At 50.6% G+C, this 20,755-nt stretch carries 19 protein-coding genes and 1 pseudogene; 13 read left to right on the forward strand and 7 right to left on the reverse strand.

The features are described from left to right. The 4 genes from cyoB to cyoE are packed head-to-tail and all read left to right on the forward strand — an operon-like array spanning position 1 to position 3,802. On the forward strand, positions 1-2,034 hold the full coding sequence (cyoB, locus tag EA26_RS09900) for a cytochrome o ubiquinol oxidase subunit I (RefSeq protein ID WP_039427185.1): 2,034 nt from the start codon (positions 1-3) through the stop codon (positions 2,032-2,034). Continuing rightward, positions 2,024-2,614 (forward strand): cytochrome o ubiquinol oxidase subunit III, encoded by a 591-nt coding sequence (gene cyoC / locus EA26_RS09905; protein WP_039427187.1) that lies wholly within the window; start codon positions 2,024-2,026, stop codon positions 2,612-2,614. The genes cyoB and cyoC overlap by 11 nt, the downstream gene beginning before the upstream one ends. Further along, positions 2,614-2,934: a cytochrome o ubiquinol oxidase subunit IV gene (gene cyoD, locus EA26_RS09910; protein WP_039427189.1), complete on the forward strand. Its 321-nt coding sequence runs from the start codon at positions 2,614-2,616 to the stop codon at positions 2,932-2,934. The genes cyoC and cyoD overlap by 1 nt, the downstream gene beginning before the upstream one ends. A 1-nt stretch (position 2,935) precedes the next feature. After that, positions 2,936-3,802 carry a heme o synthase gene (gene cyoE, locus EA26_RS09915; protein WP_039427190.1) on the forward strand — a complete coding sequence of 289 codons (867 nt, stop codon included), beginning with the start codon at positions 2,936-2,938 and terminating at the stop codon, positions 3,800-3,802. 48 nt (positions 3,803-3,850) lie between these two features. On the opposite strand, the pseudogene EA26_RS09920 reads toward cyoE, so the two are convergent. Next, positions 3,851-4,694: pseudogene (locus tag EA26_RS09920) on the reverse strand (tetratricopeptide repeat protein). 421 nt (positions 4,695-5,115) lie between these two features. Between EA26_RS09920 and ectA the strand changes: the two are divergent. The 4 genes from ectA to EA26_RS09940 all read left to right on the forward strand — a co-directional run bounded on the left by ectA (position 5,116) and on the right by EA26_RS09940 (position 8,854). Continuing rightward, positions 5,116-5,658: a diaminobutyrate acetyltransferase gene (gene ectA / locus EA26_RS09925; protein WP_081946421.1), complete on the forward strand. Its 543-nt coding sequence runs from the start codon at positions 5,116-5,118 to the stop codon at positions 5,656-5,658. Positions 5,659-5,682: 24 nt separating this feature from the next. Beyond that, entirely contained in the window at positions 5,683-6,948 is a 1,266-nt protein-coding gene (gene ectB, locus EA26_RS09930; protein ID WP_039427191.1) for a diaminobutyrate--2-oxoglutarate transaminase, read from the forward strand. Positions 6,949-6,961: 13 nt separating this feature from the next. Then, positions 6,962-7,348, forward strand: coding sequence for an ectoine synthase (locus EA26_RS09935; RefSeq protein ID WP_039427192.1), 387 nt, complete (start codon positions 6,962-6,964; stop codon positions 7,346-7,348). A gap of 78 nt (positions 7,349-7,426) precedes the next feature. Beyond that, positions 7,427-8,854, forward strand: a complete 1,428-nt coding sequence (locus tag EA26_RS09940) for an aspartate kinase (protein ID WP_039427194.1) — start codon at positions 7,427-7,429, stop codon at positions 8,852-8,854. Between the two features lie 116 nt (positions 8,855-8,970). On the opposite strand, the gene EA26_RS09945 is transcribed toward EA26_RS09940, so the two are convergent. Both EA26_RS09945 and EA26_RS09950 read right to left on the reverse strand, forming a co-directional pair. Continuing rightward, complete coding sequence (locus tag EA26_RS09945; RefSeq protein WP_152593673.1) at positions 8,971-11,460, reverse strand: leucine-rich repeat domain-containing protein; 2,490 nt, start codon at positions 11,458-11,460, stop codon at positions 8,971-8,973. A 216-nt stretch (positions 11,461-11,676) separates the two neighbouring features. Continuing rightward, on the reverse strand, positions 11,677-12,210 hold the full coding sequence (locus EA26_RS09950; RefSeq protein ID WP_039428973.1) for a cytochrome b: 534 nt from the start codon (positions 12,208-12,210) through the stop codon (positions 11,677-11,679). Between the two features lie 238 nt (positions 12,211-12,448). On the opposite strand from EA26_RS09950, the gene EA26_RS09955 reads away from it, so the two are divergent. The 4 genes from EA26_RS09955 to arsJ are packed head-to-tail and all read left to right on the forward strand — an operon-like array spanning position 12,449 to position 15,582. Beyond that, on the forward strand, positions 12,449-12,790 hold the full coding sequence (locus EA26_RS09955) for a metalloregulator ArsR/SmtB family transcription factor (RefSeq protein WP_039427195.1): 342 nt from the start codon (positions 12,449-12,451) through the stop codon (positions 12,788-12,790). A gap of 14 nt (positions 12,791-12,804) precedes the next feature. Continuing rightward, on the forward strand, positions 12,805-13,806 hold the full coding sequence (locus EA26_RS09960) for an ArsJ-associated glyceraldehyde-3-phosphate dehydrogenase (protein ID WP_039427196.1): 1,002 nt from the start codon (positions 12,805-12,807) through the stop codon (positions 13,804-13,806). An 11-nt stretch (positions 13,807-13,817) separates the two neighbouring features. Next, the gene (locus EA26_RS09965) at positions 13,818-14,312 is read left to right on the forward strand and encodes a cyclin-dependent kinase inhibitor 3 family protein (RefSeq protein WP_039427198.1); all 495 of its coding nucleotides are present in this window, start codon (positions 13,818-13,820) and stop codon (positions 14,310-14,312) included. Positions 14,313-14,355: 43 nt separating this feature from the next. Next, the gene (arsJ, locus tag EA26_RS09970; protein ID WP_039428975.1) at positions 14,356-15,582 is read left to right on the forward strand and encodes an organoarsenical effux MFS transporter ArsJ; all 1,227 of its coding nucleotides are present in this window, start codon (positions 14,356-14,358) and stop codon (positions 15,580-15,582) included. 92 nt (positions 15,583-15,674) lie between these two features. Here arsJ and ahpF read toward each other — a convergent pair whose 3' ends face one another. Both ahpF and ahpC read right to left on the reverse strand, forming a co-directional pair. Beyond that, a complete protein-coding gene (gene ahpF, locus EA26_RS09975) occupies positions 15,675-17,243 on the reverse strand; it encodes an alkyl hydroperoxide reductase subunit F (RefSeq protein ID WP_039427199.1) in 1,569 nt (522 codons plus the stop codon). Between the two features lie 159 nt (positions 17,244-17,402). After that, positions 17,403-17,960: an alkyl hydroperoxide reductase subunit C gene (gene ahpC, locus EA26_RS09980; protein ID WP_039427200.1), complete on the reverse strand. Its 558-nt coding sequence runs from the start codon at positions 17,958-17,960 to the stop codon at positions 17,403-17,405. 237 nt (positions 17,961-18,197) lie between these two features. On the opposite strand from ahpC, the gene EA26_RS09985 reads away from it, so the two are divergent. Further along, positions 18,198-18,980, forward strand: coding sequence for a hypothetical protein (locus EA26_RS09985; protein WP_039427201.1), 783 nt, complete (start codon positions 18,198-18,200; stop codon positions 18,978-18,980). 6 nt (positions 18,981-18,986) lie between these two features. Here EA26_RS09985 and EA26_RS09990 read toward each other — a convergent pair whose 3' ends face one another. Both EA26_RS09990 and EA26_RS09995 read right to left on the reverse strand, forming a co-directional pair. After that, positions 18,987-19,919: a hydroxymethylglutaryl-CoA lyase gene (locus tag EA26_RS09990; protein ID WP_039427203.1), complete on the reverse strand. Its 933-nt coding sequence runs from the start codon at positions 19,917-19,919 to the stop codon at positions 18,987-18,989. An 8-nt stretch (positions 19,920-19,927) separates the two neighbouring features. Beyond that, complete coding sequence (locus tag EA26_RS09995) at positions 19,928-20,755, reverse strand: enoyl-CoA hydratase-related protein (protein ID WP_039427205.1); 828 nt, start codon at positions 20,753-20,755, stop codon at positions 19,928-19,930.

Genomic DNA, 20,755 nt, shown 5'->3' on the forward strand with positions numbered 1-20,755 from the left:
ATGTTTGGTAGATTAACGCTTGAATCGATTCCGTATCATGAACCTATCATCATGATTACGTTGGCCGTGGTTGCCCTTGCGGGTCTTGCAGTGGTGGCTTTAGTCACCAAAGCAGGCAAATGGCAATATTTATGGAATGAATGGTTTACCTCGGTAGACCACAAAAAACTGGGCTTTATGTACATTGCCGTTGCGATGGTGATGCTACTACGTGGTTTTGCCGATGCGGTAATGATGCGTAGCCAACAACTGCTTTCCTCGGCAGGCGAGGCGGGCTACTTACCGCAGCACCACTACGATCAAATCTTCACCGCACACGGTGTGATTATGATTTTCTTTGTTGCCATGCCGCTGGTGATTGGTCTGATGAACATCATTGTTCCGCTGCAGATCGGTGCTCGTGACGTTGCCTTCCCATACCTGAACAACTTGAGCTTTTGGTTGTTCATGGTCGGTGTGGTGCTGACGAACTTGTCGCTTGGTCTCGGTGAGTTTGGCCGTACGGGTTGGCTGGCGTATCCGCCGCTGTCTGGTATTGATGCCAGCCCGGGCGTCGGGGTCGACTACTGGATTTGGGCGCTGCAAATTTCCGGTGTGGGAACGACGCTCTCTGGGGTGAACTTCTTTGTCACCATTTTGCGGATGCGTGCGCCATCCATGCCGATGATGAAGATGCCTGTGTTCACTTGGGCTTCTCTCTGCTCTAACATTTTGATCATCATTTCGTTCCCAATCCTGACCGTGACGATCGCGCTGCTGACGCTGGATCGCTACCTCGGCATGCACTTCTTCACCAATGACATGGGCGGCAACATGATGATGTATGTCAACCTGATTTGGGCTTGGGGCCACCCAGAAGTGTACATCCTTGTGCTGCCAGTATTCGGTGTGTTCTCGGAAGTGACCGCGACATTTGCGCGTAAGAAACTGTTTGGTTACACCTCTTTGGTGTGGGCAACGATTGTGATTACTGTGCTGGCTTTCGTGGTTTGGTTGCATCACTTCTTCACCATGGGCTCTGGTGCAAACGTGAACGCCTTCTTTGGTATCGCGACCATGATCATTTCCATCCCGACTGGGGTGAAAATCTTCAACTGGCTGTTCACCATGTACAAAGGCCGCATCAAGTTCACCACGCCAATGCTTTGGACCGTGGGCTTTTTGATCACCTTTACCATTGGTGGTATGACTGGCGTGTTGATGTCTGTACCGGGCGCCGATTTCGTGCTGCACAACTCGGTATTTTTGATTGCTCATTTCCATAACGTGATCATCGGCGGGGTGGTGTTTGGCTGTTTCGCTGCGATAACGTACTGGTTCCCGAAAGCGACTGGTTTCACGCTCAACGAAGCGTGGGGCAAGCGTGCATTCTACTGCTGGATTATCGGCTTCTGTATGGCCTTCTTGCCGCTGTATGCGCTTGGCTTTATGGGCATGACGCGTCGTATCAGCCAAGATCTTAACCCTGAGTTCTTCCCTCTGTTGGCGATTGCCGCAGCAGGTACGGCGGTGATCGCGCTGGGCGTTTTGTGCCAGTTCGTGCAGATTTTTGTCAGCATTCGCGATCGTAAGCAGAACCTTGACCTGACTGGCGACCCGTGGGATGCACGTACGCTGGAGTGGTCAACCTCTTCTCCACCGCCATTCTATAACTTCGCCATTTTGCCGAAAGGCGACGAGATTGATGCTTTCTGGTATCAGAAGCAGCGTGGTGAGTTTGATCCAATGAACGAGGTCGAGTATGAGCCAATCCACATGCCGAAAAATACCCCAACGGGGATGTATGTTTCCGCGTGGGCAATGGCCTTTGGCTTTGCGATGATCTGGTACATCTGGTGGCTGGCGGCGGCAAGCTTGGTCGGTATTGTGATCACCTGTATCAGACACAGCTACAACGACGACGTGGATTACTACGTGCAAGTGGACGAAATCAAAGCGATTGAAGCTGAGCGACGTGCAAAATGGGCACAAGCGAAGCAGGCTCACAACGCGTCAGAGAAGAAAGATGAGATGGAGGTGACCTATGCACGCTGATGCTCACGCTCACGATCACCACGATACCGGTGGCAACAAGCTATTCGGTTTCTGGATCTACCTGATGAGTGACTGCATTCTATTTGCCACTCTGTTTGCCACTTACGCCGTGTTGGTTTCTGCCAACGCGGGCGGGCCGATCGGCAAAGATATTTTTGAATTGCCGTTCGTCTTCACCGAAACCATGTTACTGCTGCTGAGCAGTATCACCTTTGGTTTTGGCATGATCGCGATGAAACGTCGCGATGTGACGACGATGAAGCGTTGGCTCACCATCACTTTCTTGCTCGGCTTGGGCTTTATTGCCATGGAGATCTACGAGTTCCATCACCTGATTGAAGAAGGATTTGGTCCGCAGCGTAGCGCGTTCCTCTCTGCTTTCTTCACGCTGGTGGGCACGCATGGTCTGCACGTGAGCTTTGGTTTGATCTGGCTGGCGGTGTGTTACCACCAACTGAGCACTAAAGGTCTCAACGCCATGATGGAAACGCGCTTCCAATGCTTGAGCTTGTTCTGGCACTTCCTCGACATCGTCTGGATCTGTGTCTTCACTATCGTTTACCTGTTAGGAGTAATGTAATGAGCAATCAACATGCAGAGACAGGTGCGCGTGATTACGTGAAAGGGTTTGTGTTTGCACTGGTTCTAACCGTGATCCCTTTCTATTTTGCGTGGTCACAAAGCCTGCCACAAGCGGTAACCTACGCTGTGCTGCTTGGCTGCGCTGTGGTGCAGATCGTCGTTCACTTTGCCTACTTCCTACATATGGAAGTGAAAAGTGAAGATGGTCGCTGGAACATGGTCTCCTTAGTGTTCAGTGCCATTGTGGTGCTCATTCTGGTCGCGGGCTCTCTGTGGATCATGTGGCACTTGCATCAAAACATGATGTTAAAGGTGTGAGATGCTGAAAAGCTACCTGTCTATTACTAAGCCAGGCATCATTTTCGGTAATCTGATTTCCGTTGCAGCGGGGTTTTTCCTCGCTGCAAAAACGGAAGGGGCGAACTGGGATCTGATGGGGCCAACCTTACTTGGCGTGGCGCTGGTGATTGCCTCTGGCTGTGTGATCAACAATATTTTTGATCGCGATATCGATGTCAAAATGGCGCGTACTGCGAAACGCGACTTAGTGCTGGGTAAAGTCAACAGCGACCACGCGTTTGTCTACGCTTTGGTGATGCTGCTGGCGGGGACCGCCACCTTGTATACCTTGGTCAATCCTCTCTCGACGGTGATTGTGCTGCTTGGCTACGTGTTTTACGTCTTTTTCTACACCATGATCTACAAACGCACCTCAGTGTACGGCACGCTGGTGGGCAGCATCTCTGGTGCCGTGCCGCCGCTGGTCGGCTATTTAGCCGTGACCAACTACATTGATATTGAAGCCGTACTGCTGTTTGTCTTGTTCTGCCTGTGGCAAATGCCGCACTCCTACGCTATCGCCATGTTCCGTTTAAACGACTATCGCCAAGCGGGCATTCCGGTATTGCCTGTGATTGACGGGATTGAAAAAGCGCAGCGCCACATGAAAGCGTATGTGGTGGCGTTTGCCGTTGTGGCGTTCGCCTTGTTTGCTCTTGGCAGTGCGGGGTATGAGTACTTGGCCGTGGCGTCGTTGGTGAGCGGCTATTGGCTGCTTGTTACGTTTAAACCTGTGACGCAGCAGAATTACGAAAGCTGGGCGCGCTCGGTGTTTAAAATTTCGCTGCTGGTGGTGATGAGCATCAGCGGTGTGTTAGGCATGGAGCTGTTGCCGCTCTCGATCTAAACTTTCTGCTTTTACAGGGGCGCAGCGTGTTTCGCTGCGCCCATTGCTTTATTCCAAATTACCTTCTTGCGTCATTCTCTCACTATTGCGACTCAACAGACGGTCAAAATGCGGATTGCCCTGCAAGCTTTCCAAATCGGGCTCATTGTTGATCAAATCGCGGATGGAAGGGCTGGCGTCAATCGCACGTTGCAGATCTTCAATCGCTTGCTCCTCCACTCCCAATCGCGAATAGGCACAAGCACGTTGGTAGAGCGCAGGGCCGTTGGTGTTGTCCATTTCCAGCACGCGATTACACAGGCTCAGTGCCCAGTTGTATTCTCTGATCTCCATCGCAGCGTCGGCTTTATAAGTTAACGCTTCCAAATCGCCCGGGCGAATGGCAAGAATTTCATCGTACACATCGATTCTTTGCTCTGCGGTAGGCATGCTTTGTGCGCGCAGCCACAAGTTGTGGATCTCGTTGATGATCTCAATTTCTCGGTTGTTTTCGCTGATGATGCGAGTTTTACGCTTCAAATCTCGTTCAAGCGCGATGAACTTCTTCTCGTATTTTTCTGCAATGGTTTCCAAACGCTTGTCGGCCATCTCTTTGGTGTTGTGCTTGAACTCACGCAGCGATTGCCAACCGACAAAAGCGATCAGCGACGCAACCCCCGGCGATGATGTAGAAAAAGTAGGTGACTGTGACGTTGGCATAGTTGAGTGATTTATCCGCCACCGACAGCTCGCGATCGGTGATCTGTACCGTTAGGCGTCTTTCCAAATCCTGCTGGTCTTGGCGCAGCGCTTTGAGTTCATCCAGTATGTACCTTTCCATCAGTGGTCGGTCGAGCAATTCGCTTTGTGAATAGCTTTGCTCTTCTGCGATGGCTGGCACGAGCAAGCTCATCAACGCGATCAGAGTGAGTAAAATTCGCATATCGATATCCAATTGTTTTGTCTTGATTGTTTTCTGAGAGAGGCCCCTTCTGATTAGGATAATAAATTTAGAGTACGAATTATTTTAAAAACTGACAACCATCCCGCCAAGTGTGATCAAAGTCACACAATGAGGTATTTAACGTTAAGGTGTAAAGGATTTTTCTGAGTAATCAAGACACTTAGAGAATCTTCCCTCATCTCTTAATGAGCGTTTTGTTGTTAGATTAAAGTTTTGTGTTCTAATTATTTAATTTGCGTTTATGGGTTGTTTTGTGTGATAATTATCACGTTTTTGGCGATGAAAAGGCCATTTATTTGCTTTTTAGCCGCCGATAATGGCCATAATAAATAGGAATTTTAATTAGAGCTCGATGGAAATGTATCTGCATATGATTACTTCTGCTCCCTGGGTGATGTACCCTGAAATTGCACAACACTCAGCCAATAAATGGACCTTTAGACAACCGAAAGTGACCGATGGCGATGCGATCTACAGTTTGATCGCCGATTGTCCGCCACTGGATATGAACTCATCCTACTGCAATTTTCTGCAATCGACCCACTTTCGCCAAACCTGCATCGTTGCCGAACACAAAGGCGATGTCGCGGGTTTTATCTCCGGCTATCAGAAACCGGAAGAGCCTGACGTATTGTTCGTTTGGCAAGTTGCGGTGGCGCCTCGCTATCGCGGTAAGGGCTTGGCATTTCGCATGCTCGACAAGCTACTCAATCGTCAGCAGCTTAAAAACGTTCGAGCGGTCGAAACCACCATTACCGAACAAAATCAAGCCTCTTGGGCGCTGTTTGAAAAGCTGGATGAGCAGCACGGCAAACGAGGCAAAGTGACTACTTTTCTCGATGAAGACGCCCATTTCAAAGGCAAACACGATACGGAATACCTCTATCGTATTCCGCTAGACACTCCTCAATAAATAGGAATCAAAAACGGTCTCAACATGGATATTTTTACTCAGCAAGAATCCAACGTTCGTTCATATTCAAACCACTTTCCGGTGGTCTTTCACAAAGCTAAAGGGTGTTGGCTGGAAACGGAAAATGGAGAGCGCTACTTAGATTTCCTTGCCGGTGCAGGATCTCTCAACTACGGCCACAACAACCCTGTCCTAAAACAAGCGCTACTCGAATACATTGAAATGGACGGTTTAACCCACGGGTTGGATATGCACTCCAGTGCCAAAGCCACCTTTTTGGACACCTTCCAACGCTTAATTCTGCAACCTAGATCGCTTAACTACAAAATGCAATTTACAGGTCCAACAGGGACCAACGCGGTGGAAGCGGCGCTAAAACTGGCGCGTAAAGTGAAAGGCAGAAGCAATGTGGTGGCTTTCACCAACGGTTTTCACGGCTGTAGCGCAGGAGCGCTGGCGGCGACAGGTAACCAGCACCATCGCCAAGGCGCGGGCATGACTTTGCCTAACATCACTCGTATTCCGTTTGAAGGCTATGCGGGTGTCGACGGGCTGGCGCTGTTTGAAACCATGCTCGGTGACAACTCTGCGGGTATGGATAAACCAGCGGCAGTGCTGTTAGAAACCGTGCAGGGGGAAGGGGGCTTAAATGCCGCGTCGACCTCTTGGCTTAAACGCCTTAGTGCGCTCTGTAAGCGCCACGATATTTTGTTGATTGTCGATGACATTCAAGCAGGTTGTGGTCGCACAGGCACGTTTTTCAGCTTTGAACCAGCGGGCATCGTGCCAGATATGGTGACGCTGTCGAAATCGCTCAGCGGTTATGGTTTGCCGATGGCGGTGGTGCTGCTCAAACCAGAGCTTGATGTTTGGAAACCCGGTGAACACAACGGCACGTTTCGCGGTAATAACCACGCTTTCGTCACCGCGACCAGCGCGCTGGAAATCTACTGGTCGAATGATGACTTTAGCCGTCACATTCAGCAATGTGCGCAGCAAGTGAGTGACGTTGTCACTAGGGCGGTGCAGCGCTTTCCAGAACTGTTCGTACGCCAAAAAGGGCGAGGCATGATGAGTGGTATTGAGTGCCAAAACGGTGAAGTTGCCAGAGCCATTGCTGCCAGCTGCTTTGAGAAAAAAATGGTGATTGAAACCGCTGGGCCAAATGATGAAGTGGTGAAGTTTTTCTCGCCTCTGACCATCACCGAAAGCGAGCTCAAGCAAGGGCTAGAGATCTTCGAACAGGCGGTCGAATCCGTCGCAGCCAGCCATTTTAAAAACGTCGGTTAACTAAGGAAGAACAATGATTGTAAGAACGCTAGAAGAGTGCCAAAACAGCGAACGTCGTGTGGTCGCGCAAAACTGGGAAAGTGTGCGCATGCTACTTAAAGACGACAATATGGGTTTTTCGTTCCATATCACCACGATTTATCAAGATAGCGAAACCCATATCCACTACAAAAACCACCTTGAATCGGTGTACTGCATCAGCGGCGAAGGTGAGATCGAAGTGGTGGGTGGCGAGACCTACCCAATCAAACCCGGCACCTTGTACATCCTCGATCAGCATGACGAACATTTCCTGCGCGCCTATAAAGACAAAGAGATGGTGATGGCGTGTGTGTTTAATCCGCCAATCACTGGCGCAGAGGTGCACGACGAGCACGGCGTCTACCCGCTGGTTGACTGATTCAACCTTGAAGTGGAGCGCCTTGCTGTTCCACTTCTTCTCCCTCTCCCCACGTTAGTAACTAACCAAGGAATCCTCATGATTTATACCGTAGAAAAAATCGGCGGTACTTCAATGACAGCGTTTGACGCTGTGTTAGACAACATCATCCTGCGCCCCGCCAATCCTTATCATCGTGTGTTTGTCGTTTCGGCTTACGGCGGTATGACTGACGCGCTCCTCGAAGGCAAAAAAACCGCCAAACCGGGCGTTTACCAACACATTGCCAAGCGCAACGACGAGTGGCAGGAGTCGCTGTGTGAAGTGGAGCAGCGCATGCTGCTGATGAATGAAAACATCTTTGCCGATCCGATGAATCGACTGCGTGCTGATAAATTTATCCGTTCGCGCATCGCTGAAGCGCGTAACTGCATTACCAATATTTTGGAAACCTGTCAGTATGGGCAGTTTTCTTTGCGCCACTATTTACCGCAAATTCGCGAGTTTCTCGCCTCAATTGGTGAAGCGCACAGCGCGTTTAATACCGCGCTCAAGTTAAAAAGCGTCGGCATCAACGCGCGTTTTGTCGATCTCTCTGGCTGGAATACCGAAGAACCCAAATCTTTGGATGAGACGATCAACACGGCGTTTGCCAGCATCGACCTGACACAAGAGCTGCCGATCGTCACGGGCTACGCGTACTGCAAAGAAGGGTTGATGAGCACCTATGATCGCGGTTACAGCGAGATGACTTTTAGCCGTATTGCCTCACTCACCAATGCTGATCTGGCGGTGATTCACAAAGAGTACCATTTGAGCTCCGCCGATCCGCGTGTGGTTGGTCCGGGCAAAGTGTTACCCATTGGCCACACCAACTATGATGTCGCCGATCAGTTGGCGAATTTGGGGATGGAAGCGATCCACCCCAATGCGGCGGCGGGTCTGCGTGAAAGTGGCATTGAGCTGCAAATCAAAAACACTTTTGAACCTGAACATCCGGGCACGCTAATCTCGGCAGGCTACGTACCACAAACGGAGAAAGTGGAGATCATTGCAGGCAAAGAGAAGGTATTTGCTCTGCATCTTTTTGATCAAACCATGGTCGGTCAGGTGGATAATGTCAGCTATGAGTTGATGGAAATCATCTCCGAGGCACGAGTGAGTTTGATTGGGAAAGAGATGAACGCTAACTCAATCACCTATTATCTGGGTGGCAGTGCAGAGAATCTTAACCAAGTGCTGTACAAAGCAGAAAAACGCTATCCCAAAGCGTCGACAAAAGGGCGTATGGTGGCGTTAATTTCCGCCATAGGTTCGCAAATGGATACCAATAAAACGCTGGCCAAAGGGGTGAGCTGCTTAATGAATAACGGCGTGACGCCAGCGGCACTGCACTCGTCCATGCGCAATGTCAATGTGCAGTTTGTGGTGAGTGACAAAGAGTATCGCAAAGCGATCTGTGCCCTGCATGAGACGTTTTTTGAAACGCAAATGGCCGCGCCAATCAAAACCGAACAGGTGGCATAAGCCGCCTAGTCACAACGTTCATCCAGATTGTGCTGGTAAAATAAGGGAGGCTTGCCTATCGCAAGCCTCCCTTATTTGATCGCGCATGGTCAATGTGTTTCAGCCGTAAAGCGCGTTTACTGTGACTGCTGATGGCAAAAATTGGCCACGTTTAGATCGCCGCGGGGCAGAGTGGAAAATAGATGTCCAGATTGCGCAGCAAACTCTGCCACCTTATCTTGCATCGCGGTGCTGAACTGATGATTTTCGGCCACCAAGCACCAGAAGCCGCTTGATAATACTGCCAACTCAAAATCGCTGATCGGCGTGTTGGAGACATCCAGCGCTCGCAGTTGAAGTAGCTCGCCAATATCTAGGCTGCTCAAGGGATTATTGTTTAGTTCCACGTCAAACACGTTAATCGCCTTAACCACATCCACACTCTTCAACTGATTATTAGCTAAAGAGAGGTAACTGAGTCGGCTGCCTTCTGGCAATATCACGTTTTCTAGTTGGTTGTCGTTTGCGGTCAGCTCAAAGGTTTCGGGGTTGTGAGTCAGATCCAGCATTTTGAGCTGGTTCCCTTGTACATCAAGCACTACCAGATCAGGATTAGCGGAGATATCCAGCGTCGACAATTGGTTGTCTGCCAACATCAGTTGTTGCAACTTAGGGTGCTTCCTGGCATCAAAATGCTGAAGGCTCATGCCGGATGCTCCAAGTATTTCTAGATTGTTTAGCGCGGCAAAATCCACACTGGTCACGCCGCTGTAACTGATATCCAAACTGTGCAACTGCGTTACATCGCCAGTAAGCTGAGTCAAACTTGGCACCTTTTCCACTAGCAAGGTTGTCAGTTTCTCGTTGTGGCTGAAATCGAGCGCTTTCAGCTTGGTGTCACTGGCCCGTAGTTGTTCCAGCTCTACAAAAGGACGCAGATTTAACGTGCTGATTGGGTTTTTATCCAAGATGAGCATTTTCAGCGGAATCCCCTCAGCAAAAGTAAGGGCAGTGAGTTGGTTATCGGATGCGGAGAAGGTGGTCAGCGCGGTGAGCTCTGACAGATCGAGTGCAGTAAGCTGGTTACCATTGACGGCCAACGCAATCAGAGCAGGCATTTTAGTCAAATTGAGTTCAGACAACTGGTTCTGCGTCAAGACTAAACGCTGCAAAGAAGGCATGTCAGCCAATTGCAGCGCGGCTAATTCCGTGGAACGAATCTCGACTGCTTCCAATGCGGTTGTGGCGGTCAAGTCGAGCGCAGGTAGTTTTGATTCACGAATATCTAAATCAGTCAGTGCGCTGCTGTAAGACAGATCAAGGCTTTGCAACTGTGCGAGTCTTTCTATTCTCAAGCTTTGTAAGTCGGCCAGTGGTTTCAGGTCGACATGACTCAACGCACTGAGATACAGGGTAAGCTGCTCAATATCAGGGGTGTAGTTGGCATTGAAATCGCTGAGTTTCGGTGAGCGGATGATCATATTACGCAGATTCGGAAAAGCGGCGAGATCCATTGTGGTACTGATTTCATACCTGATAGGGCACTCAAGAGTCACCACGTCGGTGACTGCGCTCCAGTGATGAAAATCTCGCAGGTCTTCGACGCAGCGTTTCATTTCTGGGTCACGATAGCGGATCGAAGAGAAGCTGCCATCTTTGGGCACAATGGTGAGATCAACCGAACTCACACTGCGCCCGTGTTGATCGTCGACCACCTGCACTGAGATGCGGATTTTATTGGCGGCCCCGGGCTGATACGCAGGGACAGTCAGTTGAGCTTCAGCGCTATCTTCGTTGCTCAGGCTTGCCTCTGGCCCTGACAATTGCGCCCAACTGTACTCTGTGATTGTACCGTCGCTGTCACTCGCGTTGGCCGTTACTGTCAACAGGGTACCTTCTTGCACCGTTTGGTTGTCACCAAGTGAAACGACGGGTCTTTGGTTGCCGTTGTTGGCGTGCACCGTAATCACCTGACCAGATTTGGCGCTGGCGCCAAGATTGTCGGTCACTTTGACATCAAACTGAATGAGATCGTCTTCATCGACGTCGGGAACTGTAAAGGTGGGGTTAAATGAGGTTGGATCTGAAAGTGTGACTGTTGATCCGCTCAGTTGCTGCCAATAGATACTGGCGATGCTGCCATCGCTATCGGTAGCACTGGCGTGTAAGCGTACTTCTTGGGTGTCTTCTTGCACCGCAAAAGGTTTTTCGAGATAAAGAACGGGCGCTTGGTTTTGACTGTTATCGGGTTGATATTTGACCGTGACGGCAACGGTGTCGGTCGCTTGTTGTCCTTTCGGGTCGGTGACGGTTAATCGGAAGGCATAACGGGTATCAACCACCACTTGAGGTGTCTCAAAGGTAAGTTGTTCACTATCGATGCCTTGAAGGTTGAGAGCAGGGCCTGCAATTTGTTGCCATTGGAATGTCAGTACATCGCCATCAGGATCACTGTGTTGAGCCAGTAATTCGATCGGTTGTAAAGGTTCGGTGGCGATATCTTGGCCCAGTTCAACTGACGGTGGGCGGTTTTGCGGTGTGGCGGGTGTATCGGCAGATCCGCCCGAGTCACCACCACAGGCGCTCAGTACGCTGACGGTTGCCGCCAGTAAGGTTTTTTTCAGCATGACTTTCTCGCTTGATGTTTTTATAAAAGTAATTTTTGTATATAAAACCATCACCATATTGATGGGGTTAATATGTAATCGATCGCTTTGGCTGGTTTGTGTGAAGTGAGTCCAAGTTATGAGCATTAACTTTCCACGGTGCAAAGTATCGGTTGACGTTGAAATCAGTCAAAAGAAAAGCGAGCCCGATAGCTCGCTTGAGGAAGGTATTTGGTGTTAGCCTCGGCCAAGCATGCGAGCCATGGTCGCGTCTTTATCCACCCATTGATGTTTTAATACCGCCAGTATGTGCACCAGCAGTATCGCGATGATAATCGGCGGCGCGGTGTGGTGAATGGCTGAGCCAACTTCCTGCATCCATGGCGTTTTTTCACTGGCGGCCACTAAGGTGAAACCAAATACCTCCAGCGCCCGTCCTGCCCCAATATTCATCACCACACCAGAAACAGGCATGGCTAAAGTGGCTAATAGTAGTAAACCGTGAATGGCTTTTGCGGCTTTCTCTTGCCATGCGGGCATCGGTGCGACAGGGGAAATCGCGCCTTCTTTGATGCGCCACACGATGCGAGCGATTGCCAACATCAGCACCAGCACGCCAAAGGATTTGTGTAACGCCACAATTTCGCCTTTTTCCGGCCCACGAGGTAAGTCAGACATATACGCGCCAACGGCAAACACTGTGATAAACGCCAAAGCAATTATCCAGTGCAGTGCGACCGACAGTTTTGAGTAGCTCTTGTTATTGCTCATCATCCATTTTCCTGTGTTGCTGTTTGTAGTTAAAAGTAAAGATAAAACAAGTATATGAATCTTGTTGTGCCTTAAAAGCGATCACCAGCACAAAGATTGAGCAAGTGTTTGAGGTTAAGACGGTTTTTAAACACACGAACGAACTTGGGATATGAATTATTTATGACGATTGCCAATCGCTATTGACCCAGTGACGATAAAAAATAATATATACGCATATCCATATATGGAGATAATTATGTTGCCTCATCAATTCTTTAAACTGTTGGCCGATGAAACGCGCGTGCGCTGCTTGCTGATGATCGCTCGTGAGCAGCGAGTGTGTGTCGCTGAGCTGACTCAAGCGCTCGGCGAAAGTCAGCCCAAAGTGTCGCGTCACTTAGCACTGCTGCGTTCAAGTGGCATTGTGACCGATATTCGCCAAGGGCAGTGGGTATTTTACCGTTTAGCGGAAGATCTGCCCGGTTGGATGAGAAAGCAAATTCAAGGCTTGGTGGAATCCAAGTGCTTAAAGCAAGAATACCAGCAAGATATTGAGCGACTGAAGGCGATGGTTGATCGCCCGCAGTGCTGTGTTTAATTAAGGAAAAAAGCATGTCTATAAAAGTCGGAATTAATGGATTTGGTCGTATCGGTCGTTTGGCATTGCGCGCGGCGTTTGACTGGCCAGAAGTTGAGTTTGTGCAGATCAACGATGTCGCGGGGGACGCCGCAACCTTAGCGCATCTGCTGGAGTTTGATTCAGTACAGGGCCGCTGGCACCATGCGGTAAGTCATGAAGGTGAACAGATCGTCATTAATGGCAAAGTGATCAAGACCTCGCAGCAAAAATTGATTGAAGCGGTCGATTGGTCTGGCTGTGATGTTGTGATTGAAGCGACAGGCAAACATCGTAAGAGCGAATTCCTCAACCAATATTTAGCGCAAGGCGTGAAACGAGTGGTGGTTTCGGCTCCGGTGAAAGAGGAGGGTATCGCCAATATCGTGGTCGGTGTAAACGACCATATTTTCGACCCAGACAAGCACCGCATTGTCACCGCAGCATCATGCACCACCAACTGCATCGCGCCAGTGGTGAAGGTGATTCACGAAAGCTTGGGCATCGAGCAGTCTTCTTTTACCACCATTCATGATTTAACCAACACACAAACCATTTTGGACGCGCCGCACAAAGATCTGCGCCGTGCTCGCGCCTGTGGTATGAGCCTGATCCCAACCACCACGGGTTCGGCGACCGCGATTGTGGAAATTTTTCCTGATCTAAAAGGCAAAATTAATGGTCACGCGGTACGTGTGCCGCTGGCGAATGCGTCGCTGACCGACATCATTTTTGATGTGAAACGTGACACCACCGCTGAAGAGGTCAACGCACTACTTAAAGCAGCGTCACAAAACGAACTTCAGGGCATTTTGGGTTTTGAAGAGCGTCCTTTGGTTTCGATTGACTATCGTGGTGACCAGCGTTCAACCATCGTTGATGCGTTATCGACCATGGTTGTCGGTAAGCGCATGGTGAAAATCTACGCGTGGTACGACAATGAAATGGGCTACGCCACTCGCACTGCGGAGCTCGTGCGTAAAGTCGGTTTGGTGTAAAGAGAGCAGAAATGACACATCCAACATGGGAACTGCCGCTGGAAGGCGGAGCTGCGCTGATTTTAACGCCTTGCCCGGGAACCAAAGGGACCTCGCTGGCGGACTCCCTTTCTCAGCTCAAAGCACAAGGCGTGACGACCATTGTCACGGCGATTAACCAGCACGAAATGGCGGAAAAAGGCGTTGAGGCTTTGCCTTGTGAAGCAGAGCAAGCGGGCATGCAGTGGTTTCACGCGTCGATCGAGGACGATTGTGCGCCGGAAGCAGAGTTTGAGCAGCAATGGCAAAGTATCGCTCCGCAGCTGCATGGCGCGCTGAAAAAGGGCGAAAAAGTGGCCTTGCACTGCATGGGTGGTTCGGGGCGAACCGGGCTTTTGGCCGCACATCTGCTGCTAGAGCAAGGATGGCCCTTAGAAACGATCATCAGCAAAGTGCAGGCGCTCAGACCGGGGGCCTTTACCAAAGCGGTGCAGGTTGAGTACATCGCAAGCGTCGCCAAAGCATAATGAATGAGCGGCATTGGCCGCTCTTTTTCTCAGAGTGAAAAACATGTTTTCTCAGTTAAATCATCATGTTCGCCAATACATGTTGGTGACATTCAACTACTGGAATTTCACCGTCACCGATGGTGCACTGCGCATGCTGGTGGTGCTCTATTTTTACGACCTCGGTTACTCCTCACTGGCCATTGCCTCGTTGTTCCTTTTTTATGAATTTTTCGGCGTGGTGACCAACTTGGTTGGCGGCTGGTTAGGGGCTAGGCTCGGGCTCAATCGCACCATGAACATTGGACTTGCGCTGCAAATAGTCGCGTTGTTGATGCTCGCGGTGCCTTCGGCGTGGCTGACCATTCCTTGGGTCATGGCGGCGCAGGCGCTGTCTGGGATCGCCAAAGATCTCAACAAAATGAGCGCCAAAAGTGCAATCAAGACGTTTGTGCCAGAGAATGCCCAAGGGGCTTTGTATAAGTGGATTGCGATCCTGACAGGCTCGAAAAATGCGCTCAAGGGCGGCGGCTTTTTCTTGGGCGGCGCTTTGCTCTCGCTGATTGGCTTTCAATACGCAGTGCTAGCGATGGCAAGCGTATTGACGCTGGTGTTTATCGGCAGCGTGCTGAGCCTCAAAGCGGAGATGGGCAAAGCGAAAAATAAGCCAAAATTTTCCGAGATTTTCTCCAAATCCTCTAGCGTCAATATTCTCTCTGCGGCAAGGCTCTTTCTGTTTGGCGCTCGCGACGTGTGGTTTGTCATTGCCTTGCCGATTTATCTTGGCAGTGTGTTTGGTTGGGATCACAGTGCAGTCGGTGGCTTTCTTGCGTTATGGGTGATTGGCTATGGCGTCATTCAAGGCATCGCGCCGCGCATTACAGGTGTAAAAGGGGCGGGCAAAGCGCCAGATGGACACTCTGTCATTGGCTGGGCGGCGCTGCTATCACTGGTCACCTTCGCCGTGGCTTTGGGCGTACAGAGCAGCTGGCATCCGCAATTGGTGATCGTCGTCGGTTTGATGGTGTTTGGCGCGGTGTTTGCGATTAACTCGGCGCTGCACTCTTACTTGATTGTCAGCTACGCCAAAGATGACGGCGTGTCGCTGGATGTGGGCTTTTACTACATGGCGAACGCAATGGGGCGCTTGATTGGCACCATACTCTCTGGCTGGGTGTTTCAAAGCTGGGGTATGGCGGCGTGCTTATGGGTTTCACTGGCGTTTTTAGTGCTCACCACAGCCATTTCGTTTGGCTTGCCGAAATCTCACCAGCGCGCTGTGATGCAATAAGCGTCAAAAGGCAAACTATTGAAAGAAATAAAAAAGGTGTCGAGCGTTCGACACCTTTTGGTCATAAAGGACTGTGTTCAATAAAGAACGATTTAGCTTTGTTTACGGATGAGGTAGTCAAACGCGCCTAAACTTGCTTTCGCACCTTCACCCATCGCAATGATGATCTGTTTGTAAGGGACTGTGGTTGCATCCCCCGCAGCAAACACACCATCCATGCTCGTTTCACCGCGGCTGCCGATTTCAATCTCGCCACGGGCAGAGAGTTCAACCGCGGAATCTTTCAGCCATTCGGTGTTAGGCACCAAGCCGATTTGCACAAAGATACCAGACAGTTCAAGCTGCTTAATTTCATCGGTGTGGCGGTCTTTGTATTTCAAGCCAGTCACACGAGTACCATCACCGAGCACTTCGATGGTTTGAGCCATGGTAATGATGTCGATGTTTGGCATTGAATTCGCTTTGTTGATCAGCACTTGGTCAGCGCGCAGTACGTCAGCAAATTCCAGTACGGTCACGTGTTCGACGATACCCGCTAGGTCAATCGCCGCTTCGATACCTGAGTTACCACCACCGATAACCGCAGTTTTCTTACCTTTGAACAGTGGGCCGTCACAGTGCGGGCAGTACGCCACGCCTTTGTTACGGTATTCTTGTTCACCCGGAACGTTCATTTCACGCCAGCGAGCGCCGGGGCTTAAGATGACGCTGTTACTTTTCAGTGTCGCGCCGCTTTGCAGGCTGACGTGGATTTTGCCATCCGCCGTGAACTCAGCGCCCATCAGCTTCTCAGCTTGTTGCTCTGTGATGATGTCTACACCGTACTCTTTCAGGTGTTCTCCCAAGTTCGCCGCCAGCTTTGGACCTTCCGTGTGTTTCACCGAGATGAAGTTTTCGATCGCCATGGTGTCCATTACCTGACCACCTAAACGCTGCGCCACGATACCGGTACGAATGCCTTTACGCGCGGCGTAAATTGCTGCTGCTGCACCTGCAGGACCACCGCCGACAACCAGTACATCGTACGTGTCTTTTTCGTTGAGGCTGGCGGCTGCTTTTTCTGCCGCGCCGTCATCCAGCTTGTTGAGGATTTCAGTCAGCGTCATACGGCCTTGTCCAAACAGTTCACCGTTAATGAACACACTTGGCACGGCCATGATGTCGCGATTTTTCACTTCGTCCTGGAACAGCGCGCCGTCAATCATAGTTGCGCGAATGTCCGGGTTGATCGCTGCCATCATGTTGAACGCTTGCACCACGTCAGGACAGTTTTGGCAAGACAGAGAAATGAACACTTCGACGTCAAGTTTTTTGCCGAGTTTGGCGATTTGCTCAATGGTATCTTGCTCCAGTTTGATTGGGTGACCGCCAGAGTGCAGCAGCGCTAGAACCAGAGAGGTAAACTCGTGGCCCATTGGCACACCCGCAAAACGCAGATGTGTACCTTTGGTTGGGTTGGTCACTGTCATCACGGGCTTGCGCTCGCTCGCGGCATCGTCACGTTCTACGCTGATAAGTGGGCTAAGTTCAGCGATTTCATTGGCCAGCGCCAAAATGTCTTGTGAGCCTTTGCTTTCATCTAGGCTGACCACTAAACGGACTTGTTCTTTTAAGTTGGTTAGATACTGTGAGAGTTGTTGCTTGATCGCTTGGTCTAGCATACGAAATACCTTTTTTATTAATTATGAGAGTGGTCACTCTGGATAAAAGGGGGAGAGCGAACCGGACATTTAGGTCGTCAGGTCAAATACCCAGTTCGCTCTCGAACTCATTAGTAATCAAAAGATTGTCTTAATCAGAAGATTACTGGTCAGGCTTAGTTAGATTTTGCCAACGAGGTCTAGTGAAGGAGCTAGAGTCTGCTCGCCTTCTTTCCATTTCGCTGGACATACTTCGCCCGGGTGAGAAGCAACGTACTGAGCTGCTTTCACTTTACGCATCAGGTCTTCTGCGTCACGGCCGATACCTTCTGCGGTGATTTCCATTGCCTGAATCACGCCTTGTGGGTCAATCAGGAAGGTTGCACGGTCTGCCAGACCTTGGCCTTCACGCATCACACCGAAGTTGTTAGTGATGTTGCCAGTTTGGTCGCCTACCATGTAGTAGTTGATTTTGCCGATAGTCTCAGAGCTGTCGTGCCATGCTTTGTGAGTGAAGTGGGTGTCAGTCGATACTGAGTACACTTCTACGCCACGTGATTGAAGCTCTGCGTAGTGATCCGCAAGGTCGCCAAGTTCAGTTGGACATACGAAAGTGAAGTCCGCTGGATAGAAGAAAAATACTGCCCATTTGCCCAGAACGTCTTGTTCAGTGATCTCAACGAACTCACCTTGTTTGAATGCGGTTGCGCTAAATGGTTTGATTTTAGTATTAATCATAGTCCGAGTTTCCTTTAAGTTATTGGTTTGGAATGTTTTGTCTTCGGGATGTATATTCCCATCCGCACGCTGTTTTGGAAAATCGCTTGTGGCTATTCTATTGATAGGCTCTTTCTATAGGAAAAAGCCAATGGTTGTCACAGTTTGATAGGCAAAGGGCATCAATATGACCTTTATAGGCCCGGATGCTTTAGGATAAAGCCTAACGATATGCTTTTGAGAGATAAGGAAATCAATATGCAGTTGCAAGCCGAACAAATTCCCCTAATTTGCAGTGCCTTAGCCAAGATTAGAATTGAAGCCGATTTAACCCTCTTGCCGAAATACACCCACTTTGCGGGCAAACCCTATCCGCTTGGGCGTTGCAAAGAGATCCGCGATCTGGTCTATCAGATGCTTTTAGTGCACTTGCAGACCAAGCACGATGAGGTATTGCAGCCACTGCGTGAGGCGTTGAACAATGGCGAGAAGTTAGTGCCTGTGTGGGGCTCTCTGCGGGATGAGTACTTTCAAAATGCCATGGTGCTCGGGGAGTGGTACATTGATGTTTCCAACGATACCGTCAACCCTAACAAGCCTCGCGTCGAGATTGTGCGCCTCAGTGAGGCCGATTTTCATCCCATCCGCTCGTTTGAGAAATTTATCGAAGTAGCAGAGAAATACTGGCAGGTTGATGTGTATAAGAACACTCTCTTTCCGGCGTTGGCTCCCTTCTTTCCTTTAGTGTGTGTCAGTAAAGAGAGTGGTGCCAGTTGGCTCGCTGCCGCTAACGACGACATGATTGCCGTAGCGATGAACAGCCAGTTTTCTGCTTCCAAACAGATACTGCAACAGCTGCCGACGTTGCCTCAGTCGATTGCGCAAAAATGGTTGAGCCACGCCAATGCCGAGCTTGACCCTTTGCTTACGGACTCGGGAGATAGCGAACAAATGTGCATCGAGTATCGAGATCGTTCTCAAGACTTGCAGTTTCGAGACCAAGCCGTGCTGGCCTATCTTAAGTTGCCGAAGATGGTTTGATAGGCGTCACTTATTGCTGAGGTTTGGGCGGGTTATGCGTTGACTGGCTAACGCTAACGCGACTTTGGAGGTCGGAAGGCGTCCAAGTGCTTGACAGATTTTCCAACCTGCTTCGGCAACCGCGGGTAGATCGACGCCAGTCTCGATGCCGAGCCCTTGACAGAGGTAAAGCACATCTTCGGTCGCCACGTTGCCTGCTGCCCCTTTGGCATACGGGCAGCCGCCAAGGCCTGCCACACTGCTGTCGATGGTGGCAACGCCCATGGTGAGCGCCTGATACAGGTTAGCCAGTGCCTGTCCCCACGTATCGTGAAAATGCACCGCTAGTTGTGCCACAGAGACTTCTTTTTTTACCGCGTCTAACATGCGCGCAATGCGCAGCGGCGTGCCAGTGCCAATGGTATCGCCAAGGGAAATCTCATAACAGCCCAGTGCCAGCAGATCGCTGGCCACACTGGCGACTTGCTCGGGTTTCGTCGCGCCGTCATAAGGGCAGTCAGCGACGCAAGAGAGATAGCCTCGCACCGGTATATGATGCGCTTTTGCTGCCTGCATCAAAGGCTCGAAGCGTTTGAGGCTTTCAGCAATGGAACAGTTGATGTTGCGCTGGCAAAAACCTTGTGATGCGGAAGTGAAAATCGCCACTTGATCAGCGCCGCTGGCGAGTGCCTGCTCAAAACCTTGCAGGTTGGGGGTCAGCGCCGAATAAACCACTCCTGTACGGCGTTCAATTTTGGCCAATACTTGTGCCGAGTCGGCCATTTGCGGTACCCATTTGGCCGAGACAAACGCGCCCGCCTCGATCTGCTTAAGGCCGGTGCGAGACAGTTGATCTATCAGCGCGATCTTACTCTCGGTACTGATGCGAGCTTCATTTTGCAAGCCATCGCGTGCGCCGACTTCGACAATCTTGACCGATTTTGCTAACAAACGGTTCATAGGCTACCTCACGGGGTGTCTTTCACTGACCAATCTTTCGGCACCCAAGCAGGCGCGCGCTTGCTGAAAAAGGCGTTAAGTCCTTCTTGGCCTTCTGGCGATACGCGGATCTGGGCTATCAAGGCGATGGTGTGTTCAATCAGTTCAGGAGTGATGGGCTGGTTATCGCACTGCTGACACAAGCGTTTGGCCTGAGTCAACGCGTTTGGTCCATTGTGCAGCAAGCGATGCAACAGCTCATCCAGTACCTCGCGTAGCGCATGTGGCTGCGAACCCACGACCTGATGCAGCAGCCCCAAACGCAGCGCATTGGCCGCGTCAAGGGTTTCCGCACTCAGCATATAGCGTCTTGCTTGACGCTGGCCGATGGTACGGCATACATAAGGTCCAATGGTGGCAGGGATCAGGCCAAGCTTGACTTCGCTGAGGCAAAAGCGTGCATCTTGGGTGGCGATGGCGATATCGCAGCAGCAAATGAGCCCGAGTGCGCCGCCAAAAGCGCTGCCATGCACCAGCGCAATGGTGGGATGGGGGAAGCTATCAAGCGTTTGCATCAGCCGCGCGAGCTCGGACGCGTCTTGATAGTTGTGCTCTTTTGACTGCCCAGCCATTGAACGCATCCACAACAGATCGGCACCTGCAGAAAAATGCTGACCGTTGGCTTGCAGAACTAATACGCGCACCGACGGATCAGCGCTTAAGCGTTCAAGCTCGACAAGCAAATGGGCGATCATCACCCCATCGAAAGCGTTGTGTTTCTCGACTCGGTTGAGCGTGAGGGTTGCCACGCCTTGAGCGGATAAGTTACACAGCACATCGTGTTGGCGCTCGTTCAT

The sequence above is a fragment of the Vibrio navarrensis genome (assembly GCF_000764325.1).
GTDB classification, from domain to species: Bacteria; Pseudomonadota; Gammaproteobacteria; order Enterobacterales; family Vibrionaceae; genus Vibrio; species Vibrio navarrensis.